General features: G+C 59.1%; 16 protein-coding genes, 2 pseudogenes and 2 other annotated features. Of the genes and pseudogenes, 10 read left to right on the top strand and 8 right to left on the bottom strand.

From position 1 onward, the window contains the following. Positions 1–134: 134 nt before the first annotated feature. Together ACSE4D_RS02550 and ACSE4D_RS02555 are read left to right on the top strand one after the other, a co-directional pair. Complete coding sequence (locus tag ACSE4D_RS02550) at positions 135–518, top strand: BlaI/MecI/CopY family transcriptional regulator (RefSeq protein WP_135542707.1); 384 nt, start codon at positions 135–137, stop codon at positions 516–518. Between the two features lie 108 nt (positions 519–626). After that, on the top strand, positions 627–1,328 hold the full coding sequence (locus ACSE4D_RS02555; protein ID WP_346763102.1) for a M56 family metallopeptidase: 702 nt from the start codon (positions 627–629) through the stop codon (positions 1,326–1,328). 44 nt (positions 1,329–1,372) lie between these two features. Here the strand turns inward: ACSE4D_RS02555 and ACSE4D_RS02560 are convergent, their stop codons facing one another. The 4 genes and pseudogenes from ACSE4D_RS02560 to ACSE4D_RS02575 all read right to left on the bottom strand — a co-directional run. Beyond that, positions 1,373–3,085 (bottom strand): copper resistance CopC/CopD family protein, encoded by a 1,713-nt coding sequence (locus ACSE4D_RS02560; protein WP_135542697.1) that lies wholly within the window; start codon positions 3,083–3,085, stop codon positions 1,373–1,375. Continuing rightward, entirely contained in the window at positions 3,082–3,813 is a 732-nt protein-coding gene (locus ACSE4D_RS02565; protein ID WP_135542699.1) for a YcnI family copper-binding membrane protein, read from the bottom strand. The genes ACSE4D_RS02560 and ACSE4D_RS02565 overlap by 4 nt, the downstream gene beginning before the upstream one ends. 43 nt (positions 3,814–3,856) lie before the next feature. Beyond that, positions 3,857–4,447 carry a DUF5134 domain-containing protein gene (locus ACSE4D_RS02570; protein WP_426936504.1) on the bottom strand — a complete coding sequence of 197 codons (591 nt, stop codon included), beginning with the start codon at positions 4,445–4,447 and terminating at the stop codon, positions 3,857–3,859. A 496-nt stretch (positions 4,448–4,943) separates the two neighbouring features. Further along, positions 4,944–5,183, bottom strand: a pseudogene (locus tag ACSE4D_RS02575) (transposase); the annotation flags it as partial. Between the two features lie 53 nt (positions 5,184–5,236). Between ACSE4D_RS02575 and ACSE4D_RS02580 the strand changes: the two are divergent. Next, positions 5,237–6,501, top strand: a protein-coding gene (locus ACSE4D_RS02580; RefSeq protein ID WP_135542703.1) for an IS3 family transposase whose coding sequence is annotated in 2 segments (ribosomal slippage) — positions 5,237–5,528 and positions 5,528–6,501 — 1,266 coding nt in all. Because the reading frame shifts where the segments join, the coding sequence is not laid out codon by codon here. Further along, positions 5,521–5,652: a sequence feature (AL1L pseudoknot), on the top strand. Its footprint overlaps the gene before it by 132 nt. A 192-nt stretch (positions 6,502–6,693) precedes the next feature. On the opposite strand, the pseudogene ACSE4D_RS02585 reads toward ACSE4D_RS02580, so the two are convergent. Continuing rightward, positions 6,694–7,695: pseudogene (locus tag ACSE4D_RS02585) on the bottom strand (IS1380 family transposase); the annotation flags it as partial. Between the two features lie 146 nt (positions 7,696–7,841). Then, the gene (locus ACSE4D_RS02590) at positions 7,842–9,152 is read right to left on the bottom strand and encodes an ISL3 family transposase (RefSeq protein ID WP_426936723.1); all 1,311 of its coding nucleotides are present in this window, start codon (positions 9,150–9,152) and stop codon (positions 7,842–7,844) included. A gap of 212 nt (positions 9,153–9,364) precedes the next feature. Between ACSE4D_RS02590 and istA (ACSE4D_RS02595) the strand changes: the two genes are divergently transcribed. Beyond that, positions 9,365–10,825 carry an IS21 family transposase gene (istA, locus tag ACSE4D_RS02595; RefSeq protein WP_135542790.1) on the top strand — a complete coding sequence of 487 codons (1,461 nt, stop codon included), beginning with the start codon at positions 9,365–9,367 and terminating at the stop codon, positions 10,823–10,825. Continuing rightward, a complete protein-coding gene (gene istB / locus ACSE4D_RS02600; protein WP_135542789.1) occupies positions 10,822–11,550 on the top strand; it encodes an IS21-like element helper ATPase IstB in 729 nt (242 codons plus the stop codon). Before istA (ACSE4D_RS02595) ends, istB (ACSE4D_RS02600) begins: the two co-directional genes overlap by 4 nt. 38 nt (positions 11,551–11,588) lie before the next feature. Here the strand turns inward: istB (ACSE4D_RS02600) and ACSE4D_RS02605 are convergent. Next, positions 11,589–12,853 (bottom strand): IS3 family transposase gene (locus tag ACSE4D_RS02605; protein WP_135542703.1). Its coding sequence is split into 2 segments (ribosomal slippage): positions 11,589–12,562 and positions 12,562–12,853, totalling 1,266 coding nucleotides; the frame shifts between segments, so codons are not numbered across the junction. After that, positions 12,438–12,569 (bottom strand) — a sequence feature (AL1L pseudoknot). (Overlaps the previous gene by 132 nt.) Before the next feature lie 64 nt (positions 12,854–12,917). Here ACSE4D_RS02605 and ACSE4D_RS02610 point away from each other — a divergent pair. Continuing rightward, complete coding sequence (locus tag ACSE4D_RS02610) at positions 12,918–13,136, top strand: hypothetical protein (protein WP_135542787.1); 219 nt, start codon at positions 12,918–12,920, stop codon at positions 13,134–13,136. Positions 13,137–13,452: 316 nt separating this feature from the next. Here ACSE4D_RS02610 and ACSE4D_RS02615 read toward each other — a convergent pair whose 3' ends face one another. Further along, entirely contained in the window at positions 13,453–14,343 is an 891-nt protein-coding gene (locus ACSE4D_RS02615; RefSeq protein WP_425120639.1) for an MBL fold metallo-hydrolase, read from the bottom strand. 190 nt (positions 14,344–14,533) lie between these two features. On the opposite strand from ACSE4D_RS02615, the gene istA (ACSE4D_RS02620) reads away from it, so the two are divergent. The 4 genes from istA (ACSE4D_RS02620) to ACSE4D_RS02635 all read left to right on the top strand — a co-directional run bounded on the left by istA (ACSE4D_RS02620) (position 14,534) and on the right by ACSE4D_RS02635 (position 18,991). Then, the gene (gene istA / locus ACSE4D_RS02620; RefSeq protein WP_426936506.1) at positions 14,534–16,063 is read left to right on the top strand and encodes an IS21 family transposase; all 1,530 of its coding nucleotides are present in this window, start codon (positions 14,534–14,536) and stop codon (positions 16,061–16,063) included. Next, positions 16,063–16,839 (top strand): IS21-like element helper ATPase IstB, encoded by a 777-nt coding sequence (gene istB / locus ACSE4D_RS02625; protein WP_426936507.1) that lies wholly within the window; start codon positions 16,063–16,065, stop codon positions 16,837–16,839. Before istA (ACSE4D_RS02620) ends, istB (ACSE4D_RS02625) begins: the two co-directional genes overlap by 1 nt. Positions 16,840–17,238: 399 nt before the next feature. Further along, on the top strand, positions 17,239–18,162 hold the full coding sequence (locus ACSE4D_RS02630; RefSeq protein WP_135542085.1) for a LysR family transcriptional regulator: 924 nt from the start codon (positions 17,239–17,241) through the stop codon (positions 18,160–18,162). Positions 18,163–18,547: 385 nt separating this feature from the next. Then, on the top strand, positions 18,548–18,991 hold the full coding sequence (locus ACSE4D_RS02635) for a hypothetical protein (protein ID WP_135542087.1): 444 nt from the start codon (positions 18,548–18,550) through the stop codon (positions 18,989–18,991). Positions 18,992–19,023 lie beyond the last annotated feature (32 nt).

Here is a 19,023-nt window from a genome sequence, read left to right on the forward strand (position 1 = left end):
GTGGATCCAACGGAGCGCTTGACGACACGATGGTGTCATAAGAGCGGCCTTGCCACCTGCCACCACAACGACCGTATCGAACGAGTCTGCGCCTCCGTTGGTCCACATATTGTAGAGTTAGAGTGGAGGTGCTCATGGTAGGAAAACGGACTCGGGGTCCCGGCGAGCTCGAGGCAGAAGTCATGCGGGTCCTTCGCTCACGCCCAGAGGGCCTCAGCGCCAAGGAAATCCAGCATCTGGCCAGTGGCCATCCGCCGGCGTATACAACGGTAATGACGGCACTAGATCGACTTGAGAAAAAGGCCCAGGTAGTTCGCATCGTCGTTTCGGAACGGAAGGTGCGTTTCCGGGCAGCATACTCAGAAGATGAGCATGTGGGCCTGACGATGTTCTCCGCTCTCGAGGAGGCCAGCGATCGCGAATCAGCCCTGTTGCGTTTCGCAGGCAACCTCGACTCCAGGGACGCTGAACTGTTGCGCAACGCAATTGCCGGTCCTCGACCACGAAAGCGTAAATAGCCTGTGCTGTGGGTGTGCGGATGCGTACTCGGGGCAGGTTTCCTGCTCTTTGCGACGCCCTCTGTCCTGGCTTTGAGCCCATGGCAGATTCGGTTTCCCCGTTTGGCGATGACCCTATGGTGGTCTGCTGTGGGTACTGGATGTGCTTTGGCGCTGGGATCGGTGATCGCGATCGTAGCAATCGGCCTCGAGGCCTCGCCTGCGTTGACGCCAGCGCAGCAGCTCATTTTCACCCTCATCTCGTGGTTGAGCCTCGCAATAGTGGGGGCCGTGGCTGCGTTGGTGTCTGATTCCACGGAACCGTTGATCAGCTCCCACCGTGACACAGTCAGAAGGATTGTTCCTGTGGCAAAATCACGTGAAGACCGAGGGCAGTTCATTCTCGTGCGATTCGAATCATCCGAAGTCCTGGCTTTCGCCGTTCCCGGGCGCCCGGACGAGATCATGATCTCGACTGCTTTGGAAGAAGCTCTCACCACAGTTCAGCTGCGTGCCGTCATCGCCCATGAATGCGCTCACCTTCGGTACAGGCACGGCTGGGCAGTACGAATCGCTGAGATCAATGCTGCGTGCCTGCCTCAGTTCCTCTCCGCCGGGCCGGAATTGCGCCGAGCGACGAAGCTGCTCATCGAGTTGATTGCCGATGATGCTGCAGCAAAGCAAGTTGGTGCAGCAAATCTTGGCAACGCTCTCGTTCGCCACTCCCACCTGACAGGTGACACCTCGATGGAGCTGCGTGCCGAACGAATGACGCTACGGCGGTGGCCAACTAGATTCCACCGTACCGTCCCCGAACCGGTCAGGGTCTGAGTCCGAACCCGAAAACCGGAGAGCCCAGGCCACCAGCCCAAAAGTCAGTTGATGCGGACAGGAACGAGGGCGATTGGCTGCTCGAATCTCGAGACACGTGCACTGACCTGGACCTCCCAGTCGCCGCTCGTCGGCAGAGTCAGCTGAGCCGTGTACTTACCGGTCTCCGAATCGAACATGGGCGTTGTGCTCAACGGTCCAAGCTGTTGCTCGGGCAGTCGAGCAGAGACCTCGACGTCATCGCTCGAGACTGGTTCACCGTTATAGGTGAGATCGAATGTGAAAGTGTTTGCTCCTGTGGCCCCCGGATCCACCTGCCCGTCGATGACAAGCCCCTGGGATTCAGCCCCGAACGAGATTTCAGAGGCCACCGACTCTTGCTGAGTCTGGTCTTGATGTTGATGATCTGGGGAGGAATTGGAGAGGAACCCGGTGACCGAGATCACCGCGATTAGCAGAGCGGCTTCGTAACTGAGTGTTTGACACAGATGCCCCCATCGTTCATACGATCGTGGTTCGGTAGCGATGGACGGCAGGATGCGTTTTCGGTTCCAGGCCGCCACGGTGATGATCGCTGCCACAATGATGAGTTTGATCAGCAGAGTGCGTCCGTAGCCCGTTGTGATGACCTTGTTGGGCTCGCTGAAAATGAGGACGGCCATGAGCGTTCCACTGGCGGCCAATAGGATCACGCTATAGAGCGCGAACCGAGAGAACCGCTCCACCACCGCAAGCGCTGCATCAACGTCGCTGGTGATCCCGGGCCGGTGCGGGCTCATCGACCTGAGAGTCAGGACCAGTCCGAGAACCCCTCCGACCCAGAAGGATCCGGCAAGCAGATGCCCGATGTCGGCGGCGCTCATGAGCCAGATGGGTTCCATCGTCTGGGAGTGGCCAACGAGCACCGGTGAGGCGACTGTGACAGCTGCGACGATGACGGCCGCGCGTGGTGCGACTCTTGAGCGTCTGCGTCGGCCGAACAATAGCAGTGCCAAGGACCCGGCCAACAACACAACGGCCGCTAAGATCGTCGGTGCTACCCGGATCCCTAAGACCCATGAACTCAGATCCACAATCGAAGTCAGAGCCTGACCAGTAATGCGCAGAGCCGAAACGGGAATCAGCAGGAACGATGCCATCACACCCAGGCCGATGCCCCAGCGGGCAACCCGACGGGTCGTGCGATCGGGGCGAGCGGGTGAACGGCGGACCATCGCGTCAAAGAACAGCAATCCGGCAAAGGTGAGCAGACCGAGGTACTGCATCACAGTCAGAATAATGACTGCCGTTTCCGTCGACGTTGGTGTGGAGTCGGCATCGGGGGTCGTCGGTGCCGGGGCCGAGTCGGATTCCTCGCCGATGTGGAAAGTCACCGCGCCGCCGACGGGATGACCATCAGCTGACACAATGCGATACGTAAGGGAATAGGTGCCATCGGGCAGCTCCTGAGGAAGGTCGACAATGACCGAGTGATCACGGGTCTGTGCCTCCAGAGTCTGAACGTCGCCGCTGCTGGGAAAGAGACGAATCGCACCGTCGATGAGTTCGACCGGTTCGTTAAAGCGCAGTTCGGCCGAGTCCGGCACCGCGTCCAGGACCTCGTCCTCAGCTGGCGAGGTTTCAAGCAGAGCAGCATGGGCAGACGCCGGGTCGGCCGACGTCGACAAGGCCAGTACACCCCCACAGAGGAACGCGATCAATGCGCGTACAAGCACTGCCCATGATCGCTGCCGGCTGCTGTGAACGTTCGAACTCATGCCTTCTTACGACCCCTGGCCACAGCGATGATCGCGACGACCAGTCCCAGCGACCCGATGACCAAAGAAGTGATCACCAGAGGAGTCTGCCTACCACTGCTGCCTGCCGCACCCGCCTCTACCCCCGACTCACCGGCGGGGTCATCAGCGCCGGGCTTGGTGACCGTGAGCTGCGGAGCCGGCGCCTCGAGCTCATCTGCATCCTGTCCCTCGGCGGGAGTCTGAACCCACGCGGTCTCACCCTCCTCGCAAGTTTGCACTGTGGGGAAGTCCAGTGTCTTTCCCGCCGCGTCGTCAGGAAGTTTGAGAGAGAGTTCGAAGGTGTCACGCTGGTCATCAGGCAAAGGGGTCTTGGCCTTGTAGACGACTTCGGATGTTCGTTCGCTCACTTCATTGCCGTGGCTGTCCTTGATCGGAGTATCGAGCTTCTCGTTCTTCACGTCCACTGAATAGTAGGGATTGCGAGTGGGGGTGACCGCATCGATGCCCTCAGGCACCTGGATGGCCACCTTGTCCGTCGCCGAGCCATCGCAACCATGCGGAACACTAAACGTCAGCACCGAGTACGCGCCGGCCTCAGTCGTGTCCGCCTCCACCGTCACATGCGCACTCGCTACGCTTGCCCCGCTGAAGGTGAGTGCAAGAGCCCCAGCTGCTGCCGCCGCCCCCATCACCAGTGGCCGTTTGACTCGAGAGAGCATCGATTTGTCCATGTTGGTTGTCGTCATTGTTCTTCTCCTTTTGTTTTCCCGCTCCTGTTTTGGCGCGAGCTCATACGACAAGCATCGGCAGGCACATCGCTGCCATGCCCAGGTTCATGAGAGTTTGGGCACCGGATGCCCTCGCCTCCGCGCCGCTGCGTCGATCGCCGCGCAGATTTTCCATGCAATCGACGAGGCAGATCATCGCAGCGACAATTAATCCCCCGGTCAGGACTACCCCGCTGATCGCGATCGGCAACGACAGGGACGAATGATCGTGACCCGGGGCCGATGGGCCCATACCCGCCATAGATACCACCATCCAGACCATGGTCAGCATCATCACTACATGCATGACCAGGTGCCAGGGATTGTGCCCATGCGCGTACCAGCGAGGCATCCGGCGCAAACTCTGTGCGAGGAGCATGAGCACGAACCATCCCGCAGCGACGGTGAAAAACACAACCTGCGGAGCGCTGGGAAGACCCGACCACCACGGCCAAGCCATAGCCATCATGACCACTGACATCGCAAGATGCAGACCATGGCCGACTGACTGCAATGGACGCCGGCGATCGATGACCATTCGGATAGTCGAGTCGAGCCCGAGAACGAGGAACACAACGGTGAAACACCACTGCGTTACCGGATCACCGAACACTGCCGCTCCTGCCTATATCTACATCACGTAGTAGTCACATTAACGGCAAACGCCCGAACACTCAAACTACATCGTGTAGAGATAACGGGGCGATCCAGACGTGGACCACTGTGACCGCCAGAGACACCGGGGTCAGGTGGACGATCGGAAGAGCCTCTTGCGATGGGCATCAACCGACGGCCTCGAGATCCAGCGACTATTCACTCGTGGTTGTGCAGTGTCACGACGGGTTCCAGGTGATGGTTTCGGCCACAGCGAAGACTCGGAAGAAGCGTTTGGGAGCCGCAAGAGATCATTATCCCTTCCGCTGACAACTATTCCCGGTCAGACAGGAGCTGTTCCACAGATAAAAGACTGACAAGGTGTTCGCGGGAAGACGGAGTCTCGGAGCCGACCAAACCCTCAGCAGCCCCGCTGAACAGGGTCAAGTCCCTTTTCGTGGTGTTCTTTCCTAGTTCCTTTGACTTGGTAGTAAGCAGTGGGGACCAGCGTCGGATCACGCGGTCAGTGGCATCACCACCCCGACAGGATCGGCGCTGGAATCTCCGTTGAGCACGGTGATGAGTTTGCGCATCGAGATCTCCGACAAATAGCGTCGTTCACCGTACTGCCACTCCTCGTGCTGCTCTTGTAACACGGCCCCGATCAGCCTCGTCACCGACTCCCGGTTCGGAAAGATCTGGACCACATCAGCACGACGTTTGATCTCTCGGTTCAACCGCTCGATCGGGTTGTTCTGGATCGCCCCGGGTGTGGTGGAGGGCTTGATCCAACCGAGAGGATAGGAACATGCCCGCACCAAGTAAGTACCCTGCAGAAGTCCGAGACCGCGCCGTGCGCATGGTCAACGAGAAGCTGACCGACGATCCGGTCCTGGCCGTGAGCACCGCGTGTCGGCTGGTCGGTGAACAGATCGGAATCAACAAAAACACCCTCCGCAATTGGGTGAAGCACAATCATGTTGATTCTGGAAAGACGCCGGGAATGACGACTGACGACAAGCAACGCATCACAGATCTGGAAAAGGAAATCCGAGAACTGCGCCGGGCGAATGAGATCTTGCGGAAAGCGAGTGCGTATTTTGCCCAGGCGGAGCTCGACCGCCGCTGACGGATATCGATGGTTTCATCGATGACAATCGTGACGAATTCGGAGTCGAGCCGATCTGCCGTGTCCTTTCCGGTACCGGGGTGCAGATCGCTGCGAGTTCATATTACGCCAGAAAGTCTCGACCGGTCTCGGCACGGAAACAAACTGACGCCGTGTGGGATGAACGGATTCAGAAAGTGCATGCGAAGAATCGAGGATTATTCGGAGCACGGAAAATGTGGGTCATGCTCCGCCGGCTCTATCCAGACGAGCCGATCGCCAGGTGCACAGTCGAACGACGCATGCGCGCCCTGGGTCTGGCAGGGGTGAGCAATGCCCGGTCGGCGACTACGACATGGCAGTCCAAGACCGCCTCGTACCCGAGCGACCTTGTGTGCCGGGACTTCACCGCCGATGCTCCAGATACCCGCTGGGTCGCTGACATTACGTATGTTTCGACGTGGAGTGGTTTCGCCTATGTCGCGTTCGTCATGGATTTGTTTTCCCGCATGATTGTCGGGTGGCGAGTCGATACGACGCTGCGGACCGATTTGGCGCTGGATGCCCTGGAGCACGCCTTATGGGAAAGGAGACGAAAGAACCGTAATATCAATCAGCTAATTCACCATTCAGACAAGGGAAGCCAGTATGTTTCTCTTGCTTACACAGAGCGACTACGTGAAGCCGGGATAGAAGCCTCGGTCGGCTCGACGGGTGATTCTTATGATAATGCCGCAGCTGAAGCGTTAAACAAACTATTTAAGAAAGAGGTGGTGTGGCGCGAAGGTCCGTGGACTGGTCGCGATGCTGTGGAATTCGCGACTTTGGAGTGGGTGCATTGGTATAACAACACCCGCCCGCATTCGTACTGTAAAGACCTTGCTCCAGTGCAGTTCGAGGATCACTACTATACTGAAATCAGTCGGCCAGAGGTGGCTGGCGTACCGTCAAGAGCTCTCCACTGAACTCGGGGCGATCCACTTTGTTAACCTCGATTTTTCATGGGTAGCTGGTTGCCCATGATTCCGGCTCCGTTGCCGCGTACCGACACTGATTCTGCCATTCGAGCATGACACGACCACCGTGTGTCGCCACGGCCCTGCGGGGATCCAACCCCAGCCCTTTCCTCAACTCGAACGAACACTGCCACCACGGCTCTATCCTGGGGCTGGCCGCGGCAGACTCCGCAACCGGTCGAGACCAGCAACGATGACCCCGGCCCAACGGGCAGTCGCCTTCATATGCACCACGGCCCGCCTGGCTGTCCTCGCGATCGTCGCCGGGACCGCGTAGACGTGCATCCGCAGCTTCTTTGGTTCCCACCGGCGGATCTCGTGGGTCGGAAACGCCAGCAACGACTTCCACGCCTCGATCTCTCCAGCCAAAGCGACAACAGCTAACCAGATCTGGTTCTGATCGAATCCCTTCAGCGGGAAGTTGCGTAACCCGGAGTCCTTGGCGATGCGGATCCGATCCTCACAACGAGCCCTGGATCGGTGGCGGACTTCCAGGTCCGCCAACTGCCCGCTCTTCGTGTTCGTGACGAACGCGGTGACCCGGTACCCGTCGACATCATCAAAGCGCAACTGTGCACCCGGATGAGGACGCTCACGGCGGACAATGACTCGCATTCCTTCCGGCCAGTCGGCCAGGTCGAGCACCCCTGTCAACTCGGCCACATCAGCACCCTCGCGGGGATCGCCGTTGGTGTCATAGGCCGGCTCCCAAGCACCGAGTTCCGACAGTTGCCGATACAGTTCGGGAGTGTTGCCGGGAAGCCTCCAGCCCACCGAGTACGACAGACGTCGCTTCGTGAGGAACTCAACGAAGTCATGGGTGCCACCAGCGGTGTCGGTACGGATGAGGACGCTCTTACCCGGACGAGGATTGCTGCCGGGTAATTGGTCGAGGATGAGTTTGACCAACTTGATGTGATCAGCAGCGGTGTTCGATCCCGCGTTGCCAGGACGCAGCAACTGGGCCACAGGCTCACCGGTGCCACAGTCGCCGTGGTCGATGAAGGCGAGCAAGGGATGAAATCCAAATCCTTTCTTGTAGGTGGGTTTCGCGTTTTCTTTCTCGCTGTGTGAGGTGACGAGACTGGCATCGATGTCGATGATCAACGGATCCTGAGCAACGGCGTCGTGGTTCGGTGTGTGTGATCAACTTTAAGTAGGCCGGTTCAGCTCCAGAATCCAGCCAGTACAGCGGCTGGATTCCAGCCATAACAGCCCGTCTCTGCTTCTGTGCGCCACTCCCAGAAAACACAAAGTCATGGGCGTGGCCACTCTCATCGATTAGGGGCTCATCGTAATTGAGAGTGTAGAACCGGTCTGAAGCCACCGGACTCGAGCAGACACCTCGCGATGTAATGCGTGAGGTTGCGGAATCCCAGCGCGGACCCGCGTAGATGCTCGAGTCTGCCGTTGATCGCTTCAGTGGGACCGTTCGACGTTCCCGGTCGGGTGAAGAATGCGAGCACATCAGCAGCTCGACGCTTCAACGTTCGTCCTAACCGTTTGAGCTCGACAAGTTCGGGTGGCAGATTCGTTGTCAGGGCGTCGATGACCGTTTGCAAGAGTCTCTTGCCCTCTTTGCGGTCCGCGGTTCGGTAAGCGCTGACAATGTCTTGGTAGACGGCCCAGGTGACTTCGACTTCGGTGAAGTTCGGGTCAGCGAAGAGGTTCGCGATTCTTTCCTGCTGCTTGGTCGTGAGTAAGCTGCTGCCCGTGTGAAGAGTTCTTCTTGCCCGGTACAACGGGTCCTTTGCTCGTCCGCGATGGCCGGTTGTCTCCTGCTGAACTCGGCGACGTACCTCGTCGAGGGCATCACCGGCGAGTTTGACGACGTGGAAGGGGTCCATGACTTCGACAGCGTCGGGCAGCTCCTCAGCTGAGGCTGTTTTGAAGCCGGAGAATCCGTCCATCGCGACGACGTCGATGCCCTCACGCCATTCTTTCGGTCGGTCTTTCAACCATTGTTTGAACACCTGCTTCGAACGGCCAGCCACCATGTCGAGCAGACGTGCCGAGCCTGTTCCCTCGCTGATCGGGGTGAGGTCGATGATGACGGTGACGTACTTGTCACCACGCCGGGTGTGCCGCCATACATGCTCGTCGACACCAATGACGCTGACCCCGTCGAAACGGGTCGGGTCGTTGATCAACAACCGCTGACCTTCGGCGAGGACGGCGGAGTTCGCGGTGTGCCAGGACACGGCGAGTTTCGCAGCGATGACGGACACGGTGTCGTGATCGATCACGAGAGCACGCAACGCCCAGTCGAGGCCGGTTCGCGAGATCTTCGCTCGTGGTGGCGCCGCAGCTGTGGTGTCTTGACGCCAGACGCGGCCACACTCGACGCACTTGTAACGGCGGAGGCGAATGTGAAGCGTGGTTGGTCGGTGGCCGAAAGGTTCGTGGGCCAGCTGGCGGACGACGGTATCGCGAACGATCCCGTGACCACCACATCGTCGGCACCAGTCATCAGCAGTGTTTGGACGGCATTCCAGAATGGCTTTGTGCCCGGTGATGTGTTGGCCGGTGCAGGTCAGATCGAGGTCATTGAGTCTGCAGAAGGTCGTGAGGTCAGGCGTCGAGAAAGTAGGCTTGGCCACGTCGAGGTCTTTCGGATGGACGGTGTGAGAACTTCCATCATCGGAAGACCTCGACGCCTATCTGAGCAGCGACTCGCCGTGTCTGAAAATCCCTGACCCACACTCTCGATTACGAAGAGCCCGATTAGGTTCCCAAACGAACACCCCGATCCCGTTGCAGCAGGATCGAACCGGGGTGTCAGAAGGGAACCAGAAAGACCATGACCACACCCATGACTACCATCGAAAATATCAGGCGCCTCGACGCCGAAGGAAGATCCGGACGCCAGATCGCCACCGATCTGGGCATCGATCGTGAAACCGTCGCGAAATACCTCAACCAAGACGACTTCTCTCCGCAACCACCAGCCCCGACCCGTCAGGCCGGTGCTGCCGTCCTGGCAGGACTGACCCACATCATCGAACAGTGGCTGACCGACGATGCCCGCCGTCCCCGTAAACAGCGCCACACATCCAAACGGGTCTACGACAGACTCGTCGCCGAACACGACTATCAAGGCTCCTACTCACCCGTGCAGCGCTTCATCAAGGACTACAAGACCATGCACCGGGCCCGCAGTCAGGGCTTCTTCGAACTCGAATGGGCACCCGGACACGCGCAAGTCGATTTCGGTCAGGCCGAAGCGATCGTCGACGGCATCCGTGAAGTCCTCCACCTGCTGGTCATTACGTTCCCGTTTTCGAATATGCGTTTCGCTCAGGCCTTCCGCGGAGAAACCAGCGAATGCATCGGCCAGGGCCTGGCCACGATCTTTCACCACATCAATACCGTGCCCGTCGAACTCATCCTCGATAACGCCACCGGTGCTGGCAGACGCTGTGGCACGATTATCACCGAAGCCAGACTCTTCGCCGCGTTCAAAGCCCACTATCGGACTACCGCCCGCTACTGCAGCCCCTATTCGGGGCATGAGAAAGGCAACGTCGAAAACGCTGTCGGATTCATCCGCCGCAACTTCATGGTCCCCGAACCCACCGCGGTCTCCCTGGCCGGTTTCAACACGGACCTGCTGGCCTACTGCGACGGACTCGGCTCCGAGGATCACTGGAAGAAGGGCCAGAAGATCCAGGACCTGTTCGCCCACGACATCGCCGCGGGACTCGCGTTGCCCGGGATCGCCTTCGACCCGGTCCGCTACGAATCGCGTAAGGCCGATAAGACCGGCACCATCGTCATCGATGGTCATTCCTACCTCGCCGGCCCCGACTACCACAACAGGCTGCTCACCGTCGCGATCCGTCACGATGCCATCAGCATCCTCAACGAACGATCTCAACCTGTCATCGGCTTCGACCGCGCCTGGGGCCAGCCGGGGCCGACCGTGTTCACTCCCGATACGCTTCTGGCCGCGTTGATGACCAAACCCGGAGCCTGGTCGAACTCACCAGTCCGTGCCCAGGTGTCCGACCCTGTCCGTGACTGGGCCGATGCTGCCGATAGTCGGGCTCGTTCCGAGTTCTTCGGCCGTCTCGATGCCAGTGCCCAAGCCACGTCTTGGAACACCGCCGTCGAGGCTGCTGACAGGCTCATCCGACTCGGCGATGACCCCACCGGCCCAGGACTGCCGATGCTGGCCAGACGCCTGTGTCAAGGCAGCGAACCACCAGCATCGAACGTCGATTTAAGCCTCTATGACCGTTTCACCACTACTCGGCAGGAACAACCAGCATGACCATCACGACCACAGACGTCATCGACGCGGGACGACACACCGGCATCAGCCATACCGTCGTCGCCGAAGCCGCCGCCAAAGCAACTCCGAAACAACGACAACTCCTCCACGACCTCTTCACCGCCGAACACGCCTCCCGAGCCCATCAGCGCCGCACCCGGCTACTCAAAGCCGCGAAACTGCCCACCCTGAAAACCCTCGACGGGTATGACTGGACAAACATCAAGTTCCCCACCGACTACGGCCGCACTCGACTGACCGACCTCGAGTTCCTGACCACTGGTTCCGACCTCGTCTTCTACGGCGACGTCGGATGCGGGAAAACGCATCTGGCGATCGCTTTAGCCGCTCACGCCTGTCACCGGGGAATACCCGCCAGATTCTTCACCACCGCCAGCCTCGTCACACATCTACGCCGAGCAGCCGATCAAGGACGACTCGATAAGGAACTGGCCCTGCTGGGTAAGAACAAACTGCTCATCATCGACGAGTTCGGATATCTGCCCATCGATACCGAAGGCGCCAGGCTCCTCTTCCAGGTCATCGCCGACGCCTACGAGAAACGCAGCCTCATCCTGACCACGAACCTCGAGTTCGCCCGGTGGGGAACCGTGTTCGGCGACGACAACATGGCCGCAGCAATCATCGATCGCATCGTCCACCACGGCAGACTCCTCCACTTCACCGGCCAGTCCTACCGCGTCAAGAACGCACTCATGAGATGACCCCACCACCAGACACCGAAAGGTGGATCGCCCCGAGTTCAGTGGAGAGCTCTTGACGGTACGCCAGCCACCTCTGGCCGACTGATTTCAGTATAGTAGTGATCCTCGAACTGCACTGGAGCAAGGTCTTTACAGTACGAATGCGGGCGGGTGTTGTTATACCAATGCACCCACTCCAAAGTCGCGAATTCCACAGCATCGCGACCAGTCCACGGACCTTCGCGCCACACCACCTCTTTCTTAAATAGTTTGTTTAACGCTTCAGCTGCGGCATTATCATAAGAATCACCCGTCGAGCCGACCGAGGCTTCTATCCCGGCTTCACGTAGTCGCTCTGTGTAAGCAAGAGAAACATACTGGCTTCCCTTGTCTGAATGGTGAATTAGCTGATTGATATTACGGTTCTTTCGTCTCCTTTCCCATAAGGCGTGCTCCAGGGCATCCAGCGCCAAATCGGTCCGCAGCGTCGTATCGACTCGCCACCCGACAATCATGCGGGAAAACAAATCCATGACGAACGCGACATAGGCGAAACCACTCCACGTCGAAACATACGTAATGTCAGCGACCCAGCGGGTATCTGGAGCATCGGCGGTGAAGTCCCGGCACACAAGGTCGCTCGGGTACGAGGCGGTCTTGGACTGCCATGTCGTAGTCGCCGACCGGGCATTGCTCACCCCTGCCAGACCCAGGGCGCGCATGCGTCGTTCGACTGTGCACCTGGCGATCGGCTCGTCTGGATAGAGCCGGCGGAGCATGACCCACATTTTCCGTGCTCCGAATAATCCTCGATTCTTCGCATGCACTTTCTGAATCCGTTCATCCCACACGGCGTCAGTTTGTTTCCGTGCCGAGACCGGTCGAGACTTTCTGGCGTAATATGAACTCGCAGCGATCTGCACCCCGGTACCGGAAAGGACACGGCAGATCGGCTCGACTCCGAATTCGTCACGATTGTCATCGATGAAACCATCGATATCCGTCAGCGGCGGTCGAGCTCCGCCTGGGCAAAATACGCACTCGCTTTCCGCAAGATCTCATTCGCCCGGCGCAGTTCTCGGATTTCCTTTTCCAGATCTGTGATGCGTTGCTTGTCGTCAGTCGTCATTCCCGGCGTCTTTCCAGAATCAACATGATTGTGCTTCACCCAATTGCGGAGGGTGTTTTTGTTGATTCCGATCTGTTCACCGACCAGCCGACACGCGGTGCTCACGGCCAGGACCGGATCGTCGGTCAGCTTCTCGTTGACCATGCGCACGGCGCGGTCTCGGACTTCTGCAGGGTACTTACTTGGTGCGGGCATGTTCCTATCCTCTCGGTTGGATCAAGCCCTCCACCACACCCGGGGCGATCCAAGGACACCAACCATGAACTCTGTCAGCACCGACGAGCTCTTCCAACGATGCGAAACCGTCCTCTACGCAGCTGAAACCATCCTGCGCCGAAGCAGTCTCGACGGCCAGATCGCGATCTCATCAGCCGCCCAATTCCTGTTCGGCCCCGATCACCACGGAACTCACTACCAGCGCCTGCTGGCGGAGATCGAAACGCTGAAAGACCAGATTGCGGACCATCAAGGCTGGTAGTAACCACGAAGGTCAGGGCTGCGGACAGATTCCCATCCGCAGCCCTGCACGGGTAGGCACGTTCCCCGTATCGGACGCGGAGCTCACACGGCTGGAAACCATGCTCGCCTGGCTGGATTTTCGGCGCTCTTTTGGCCGGAAAAAAGTTGACAAAACACAGCATGCCGATACCCCAGTACACGGTGGACATGAAGGCCATAAAGATCAGGGACAGCAGAGGGATAGTCGCGATGATGAAATTGGGTTTCTTGGGCGTGTACATCGTTGTCACTCCAGGAAGGAAGAGGGCTGAGGCAGGGGTCTGGTTTTCACGTGTTCATTCGTTCTGGCCAAACGGAAGCACTTCGAGGTCATCTGGAACCATGGGGGACAGATGTGCCGCAGAATCCAACTGACTTTTCAGCGAGGGTCCCGAAGTGCCAGGAACGAGATGATGTAATGCCAGTCGATTGACCTCGGCCGCCTCAGCAATAGCGACCGCGTCTGCGATCGAGGTGTGCGAACGCTCATGATGGCTCCGAATGGCTCGAGCGCGAGGACTCGTCGGATCAGGAAACTTCCCAGTCAACCATTCCAAGTCAATAGCCTCATGCAAGAGCAGGTCAGCACCCTGAGCAAGCGTGATCATATTCGTCGTAAAGGCGGTATCACCTGAGATCACCGCTGATCCATCATCTGTGTCGAATCGATAGCCGAATGCCGGTGCCATGGGCGGGTGCTCGACCAGAATCGCCGACACACGAACCCTGCTGTCCTCATAGACGACAAATGGGGACATCTTGGGCGCAGTGTTCGTGTTCGGCTCGAAACCGAGACCTTCAGGCAAGACGATGTCCTCTGCCTGGAACATGTCCAGGGGAGAAGGTCGAAGACTATCGAGGATGCGCTCATTGAGGTCTGTGGCATTCGCTTCGACAAGCCGGGTCAGCGTCTCGGCCGTCCCGGGAGTCGGCGACTGCTCGGAAATCGGACGTGGCGCGACTTTCGCATGCGGCGAGACCGTCGGCAAGACGCCACGGTCTCCCGGCCCGATGACGACGATCGGATCACGGTCGCTATTGGTGATTTCAAATGTGCTGAACATGGCAATCGACGCCAGGTCTGCAATATGGTCCGAATGCAGATGCGTCAGGAACATCCCAACGACATTGTCGAGGCTGTATCCAGCTTGGACGAGTTGGCGGCCGGCTCCATTGTTGGCGGCCATGGAAAACTGCCCATAGGCGGACAGTAGAAATGCCCGTTCCTGGCCACAAGAACTGCCCAGTGGCGGCCACGATTTCTGCCCATCCGAGCATGTAGAACCTCTCATTGAGACACGACCCCGAACCACTTCCGGGAGATGATGACGGTGTCTAATCGATCAACATCCACCACGAGAGGGTTCGGGGCCGCGTATGAAGTCTGACGGAGAAATCATGGAAATTCTAGAAGCGTATGACTCCACAGGGTCCTACCGAGCCGCAGCCGAGTTGGCAGGGTGTTCACACCACACAGTCAAGGCCCACGTCACCGCCCGCGCTCAAGGCCGCCCGGTGGGCGTGCCCGTCCGCCGTGATCGGGTCACGGACGAGTTCTTGGACAAAATCACGGAGCTGGTAGCTCGTTCAGGGGGCAGGATCCGTGCCGATAAGGTCCACGAACGCCTTCTTGGACTCGGCTATGAAGGTTCGGAGAGATCAACTCGCCGTGCCGTCGCCCACGCCAAAGCGGTCCATGAAAGAGCGGGTCGTCGTGTGCATCGTCCCTGGGTGGCAGAGCCGGGACTGTGGCTTCAATACGACTACGGTGACGGGCCCGTCGTCGGTGGCGTGAAGACGGTGTTGTTCATCGCGTGGTTGGCGTTCTCGCGGTTTCGCATCGTCATTCCGCTTCGGGATAAGACGCTGGCGTCGGTGTTTATGGTCTTAGACCGCACGTTTCGACTCATCGGCGGCATCCCGACCTATGTGTTGACTGATAACGAGAAGACCGTCACGACGATGCATATCGCCGGGGTTCCGGTGCGCAATCGCGACACAGTCTCATTCGCGAAGTACTACGGAACGACGGTCCTGACGTGTCAGCCGGCCGATCCGGCGTCGAAGGGCGGGGTGGAGCGGTCCGTCCAGATCGCGAAGGCTGATCTGGTGCCCACAGCCACGAACCTGCGCAATGAGTACGCTTCGTTTGCTGACCTCGAGGCCGCGTGCCAAGCCTTTATGTCCGAGATCAACGAGAAAGAGCATCGGGTGACGAAACGATGTCCGATCGACTTGATCGGTCAGGAGCAGGAGAGGATGCATCCGGTCCCGGATCGGGCGCATACGATCGCGTTCGGTCTGTCGAGGAAGGTTCCGGTCAATACGCCGATGGTCGCTTTCGAGTCCGGGCAGTATTCGGTACCGCATGCACTCCTGGGGTCCGAGGTCTTCGTCCGCGTCCACGGTGTCGCCGAGGCAGAACAGATCATCATCGTAGCTGCCGGTCGTGATGGGGTTCGGGAAGTCGCCCGACACGGCAGGGCCCGGCCCGGATCGCCGAAGATCGATGACGAGCATTTCCCGACTGATGCCACACAGAAGGTGCCCGGAGTGTATGCGGTCACAGCGAACAGTCCTGATGAGGAAGCGTTCCTGATGATTGGGCATGGTGCTCACGAGTGGTTACGTGAGGCGGCCGCGGCAGGGACGTCGAGGATGCGACAGAAGATGGGCCAGGCCGTGGCACTGTCGCGGTTGCATGGTCGAGAACGTGTCGATGAGGTCCTGGGTACGGCGGCTGCCTATGGTCGCTTCGGCACTGGTGATCTGGCGTCGCTGCTGGCCCACCGGGTTGCTGATCAAGGCAGTCGCAGTGCGGGTGAGGATGCGTCCCTGGCGCAGGGGACGGCGGGATGGCGGGCGATGAGCTCACCGTCGACGACTGCGGACGGGGGTGAGCTGTGATGGTTGTCTCTGCCCAGGCGCCAGTCCTTGATACCGAGGTCGAGGCGCTGATGCGACGGTTGAAGATGCCGTATGCGCGCAGTCTTGCCCCCGAGTTGTTGGCCACGGCGAAAGCGCAACGGTGGGAGCCGGTCGAGGTCGTGCGGGCACTGTTAGTCGAGGAATCTCGTGGCCGATCGGCGGCGATGTTAGCGACCCGGCGGAAGCAGGCCGGGTTTCCCACGGGCAAGACGTTCGAGTCCTGGGATGAGGAAGTGTCATCGATTCCTGTACCCACACAGCAGGCGCTGTCGACGCTGGAGTGGGTGGGGCGGAAGGAGAACCTGGCCATCTGTGGGCCCGCGGGAACCGGCAAATCGTTCTTCCTGGAAGCGCTGGGACAGAAAGTCATCGACGGCGGTGGACGCGTGTCCTGGCTGAAGCTGGAAGATCTGGGCGGACTCATTCGTGCTCATCGTCCTGATGACCAGGTGACGAAGACTGTTCAGCGGCTGTTGCGAGCCGATCTCGTGATCGTTGACGACATCGGGCTGCTGCCGGTCAGTGATGATGCTGCCGAAGGTCTGTATCGGCTTGTCGATGCTGCTTATGAGAAGAGATCCGTCGCGATTTCGTCGAATCTCCATCCTTCTGCTTTCGACCAGCTGATGCCCAAGACCGTGGCTACGGCGACGGTTGATCGGCTCCTTCATCATGCTCATTTGGTCCAGACCAGTGGGGAATCGATTCGACTCAGCCAGGCCGTTTCTGGGGCAGGGGTGGTTGCTTTGAGCTGATATCGACGGCCCCGGGTGGTCACGACTGGACACAACGAGTCGATGGGCAGAAATCGTGGCCACCAGCGGGCAGTTTTATTGGCCACCAGTGGGCAATTCTCGTGGCCGTCTATGGGCAGTTCCTACTGACCGTTGACACTCCATAACCACAATCAATCAAGTACACAGCTTCGCCGATGACGAGAGCAGTCGAGATTCCCGCGCGTACGCTCTGTCCTTGATAACGCCACCAGCGTGGTCCGCCCGCGGTTCCCAACGTGATGATGTGCGGACTGTTTGCCTTGGTCATGGGTCGGCGTTGCTCCTCAAGCGGTTCGATAGGACATCTGGTTCCCAGTGTGGTCTACGCCATTAATTTTGTAGAATCAATACTTGTGAAGTACTACATAGGCGGAATTGATGGGTGAGCTCACGCTTCGTCAACTCGAATATTTCGTCGCTGTCGTCGACGCCGGTTCGGTGACCGCAGCGTCGAAGAAGGTCAACGTCACTCAGGCAACGGTGTCGATGGCGATTGCACAACTGGAAAGCCGCCTTGGCACGGATCTGCTCATCCGACAACAGTCCAAAGGGGTCGTACCGACCCGCGCCGGAAGAGAACTGTCAGCGCGTGCACGCCACGTCGTTGCGATGACAGCCGAGATAGAACAGGTGGCAGCAACCGGAACTTCGGAGATCTCAGGGGTGCTCGAAATCGGGTGCGTGTCTTCCCTTTCCCCTCAAGTCGTGCCGCCATTAGCCGCACACTTCGAAAGGCACTACCCTCAAGTGACCTTCAACTACCGAGAAGGCTCCGCCGGAGACCTCCAGCAGGCGCTCATCGACGGCGCTCTCGATATGGCATTCGTATTCTCCCGGCAGACTCTCGAAGCGGTCCATTCTCACGACATCACAGAAGCAATCTTGAAGATCATGCTTCCGGCTGAGCACCCTCTATGCAGTAGGAAATCGATCTCATTCAGCGAGGTGGCCCACGAGTCCGCAATCCTGATCGATCTGCCTCCCAGCCGTGACAGATCGATCGAGTTCATGCGAAATGCTGGAGTGGAACCCCGCATCAGATGGACTAGCACCAACCTGGCAACGGTGATGGCTCTGGTCGCGAACGGACTGGGATATTCTCTCCGCTACGCACTCCCCGGCGAGACCAGCGCACCGGGACCTGGTGTCATTGAGATTCCGGCCGCAGATACGGTGCCGAGGAACGCGATTAGTGCTGTCTTGCCGAGAGGAGCCCACACATCACGGAAGGTTGACGAAGCGATTCGGTTCTTGAGCGACCACTTTTCTGAGGCCGCACAAGCTGGCGTTGATGGACACTGAGCATCAGGCAAGCTTCCTGGCGCTCATTGTGGCCGAGCACAGGCGACCATTCCTCAAAGCCAGTGGCCATCTCGTTCGTTTTCGCCGGCCGCGCTGACAGCATCCTTCTACCGCGATGCTTCATTTCGGTTAAATAACTCCACTCACCCCACGTTTACCCATCTTTTTCAGCGGAACCCCACGGAAACTCATGGCAACTAAGCGAACCTCAGAAGCATCGCGTTCCTCGATTTCTCGGGGCAGAAGCCACCCCACGGAAACTCGCGAAAACTATGACTCCACATCGATTCAGTGTGGGTTCGAGTCCCACTGGGGGACGATTCTTTGTCGGTGTCGAGTGCCGACCGAGATCGCCGATTTCCGCCGTTTGCGGCATGATCGTCTTATGTCGTTCCTTCTTCTCAGCCCCGGTCAGGCACCCCAGCCGATCGCCTCCGTCGACGATGATCTCGCCCGTACGCAGCACGGACCCGCCGTCATCATCACCGCCACCGAGTCGGCCTCCCCCGCTTCGGCAGACGGCTCCACCACTGCCGACTTCCCGTCGCAGGGTCGCCCGTTCGCCTTCCGTGAGACCGGTGGAGACTGGACGGAGATCGGCTTCGAAGCCGCCGATCATTGGGTGCAGATGGGGCCGGACCTACGCAGCCGCCTCGTCGAGGATCATCTTGCGACGCTCGACGTCGCCGAGTTCAAACAGGCGACGAACGGCGGCAGCGCCTCGATCATCACGAACAACTGGGTCTACTCAGGCCAGCCGCGGGTCTATCGTGTCGCCGGAGAGCTGCGTGATTTCGTCACCGTGCTCGGGGAATTCTCCCGCGCCTGATCCCTATTGCTGTTCCTCCGCGGTACGACTGT

Source organism: Brevibacterium sp. FAM 27836 (genome assembly GCF_051351055.1).
Lineage (GTDB): Bacteria > Actinomycetota > Actinomycetes > Actinomycetales > Brevibacteriaceae > Brevibacterium.

Bases quoted from the DNA above. Each gene is read 5' to 3' on its own strand.
- ACSE4D_RS02630 (WP_135542085.1), top strand. From the start codon at position 17,239: ATGGGTGAGCTCACGCTTCGTCAACTCGAATATTTCGTCGCTGTCGTC.
- ACSE4D_RS02610 (WP_135542787.1), top strand. From the start codon at position 12,918: ATGAACTCTGTCAGCACCGACGAGCTCTTCCAACGATGCGAAACCGTC.
- ACSE4D_RS02555 (WP_346763102.1), top strand. From the start codon at position 627: ATGACCCTATGGTGGTCTGCTGTGGGTACTGGATGTGCTTTGGCGCTG.
- istB (WP_135542789.1), top strand. From the start codon at position 10,822: ATGACCATCACGACCACAGACGTCATCGACGCGGGACGACACACCGGC.
- istA (WP_135542790.1), top strand. From the start codon at position 9,365: ATGACTACCATCGAAAATATCAGGCGCCTCGACGCCGAAGGAAGATCC.
- istA (WP_426936506.1), top strand. From the start codon at position 14,534: ATGAAGTCTGACGGAGAAATCATGGAAATTCTAGAAGCGTATGACTCC.
- ACSE4D_RS02615 (WP_425120639.1), bottom strand. From the start codon at position 14,343: ATGGCCGCCAACAATGGAGCCGGCCGCCAACTCGTCCAAGCTGGATAC.
- istB (WP_426936507.1), top strand. From the start codon at position 16,063: ATGGTTGTCTCTGCCCAGGCGCCAGTCCTTGATACCGAGGTCGAGGCG.
- ACSE4D_RS02560 (WP_135542697.1), bottom strand. From the start codon at position 3,085: ATGAGTTCGAACGTTCACAGCAGCCGGCAGCGATCATGGGCAGTGCTT.
- ACSE4D_RS02565 (WP_135542699.1), bottom strand. From the start codon at position 3,813: ATGACGACAACCAACATGGACAAATCGATGCTCTCTCGAGTCAAACGG.
- ACSE4D_RS02635 (WP_135542087.1), top strand. From the start codon at position 18,548: ATGTCGTTCCTTCTTCTCAGCCCCGGTCAGGCACCCCAGCCGATCGCC.
- ACSE4D_RS02550 (WP_135542707.1), top strand. From the start codon at position 135: ATGGTAGGAAAACGGACTCGGGGTCCCGGCGAGCTCGAGGCAGAAGTC.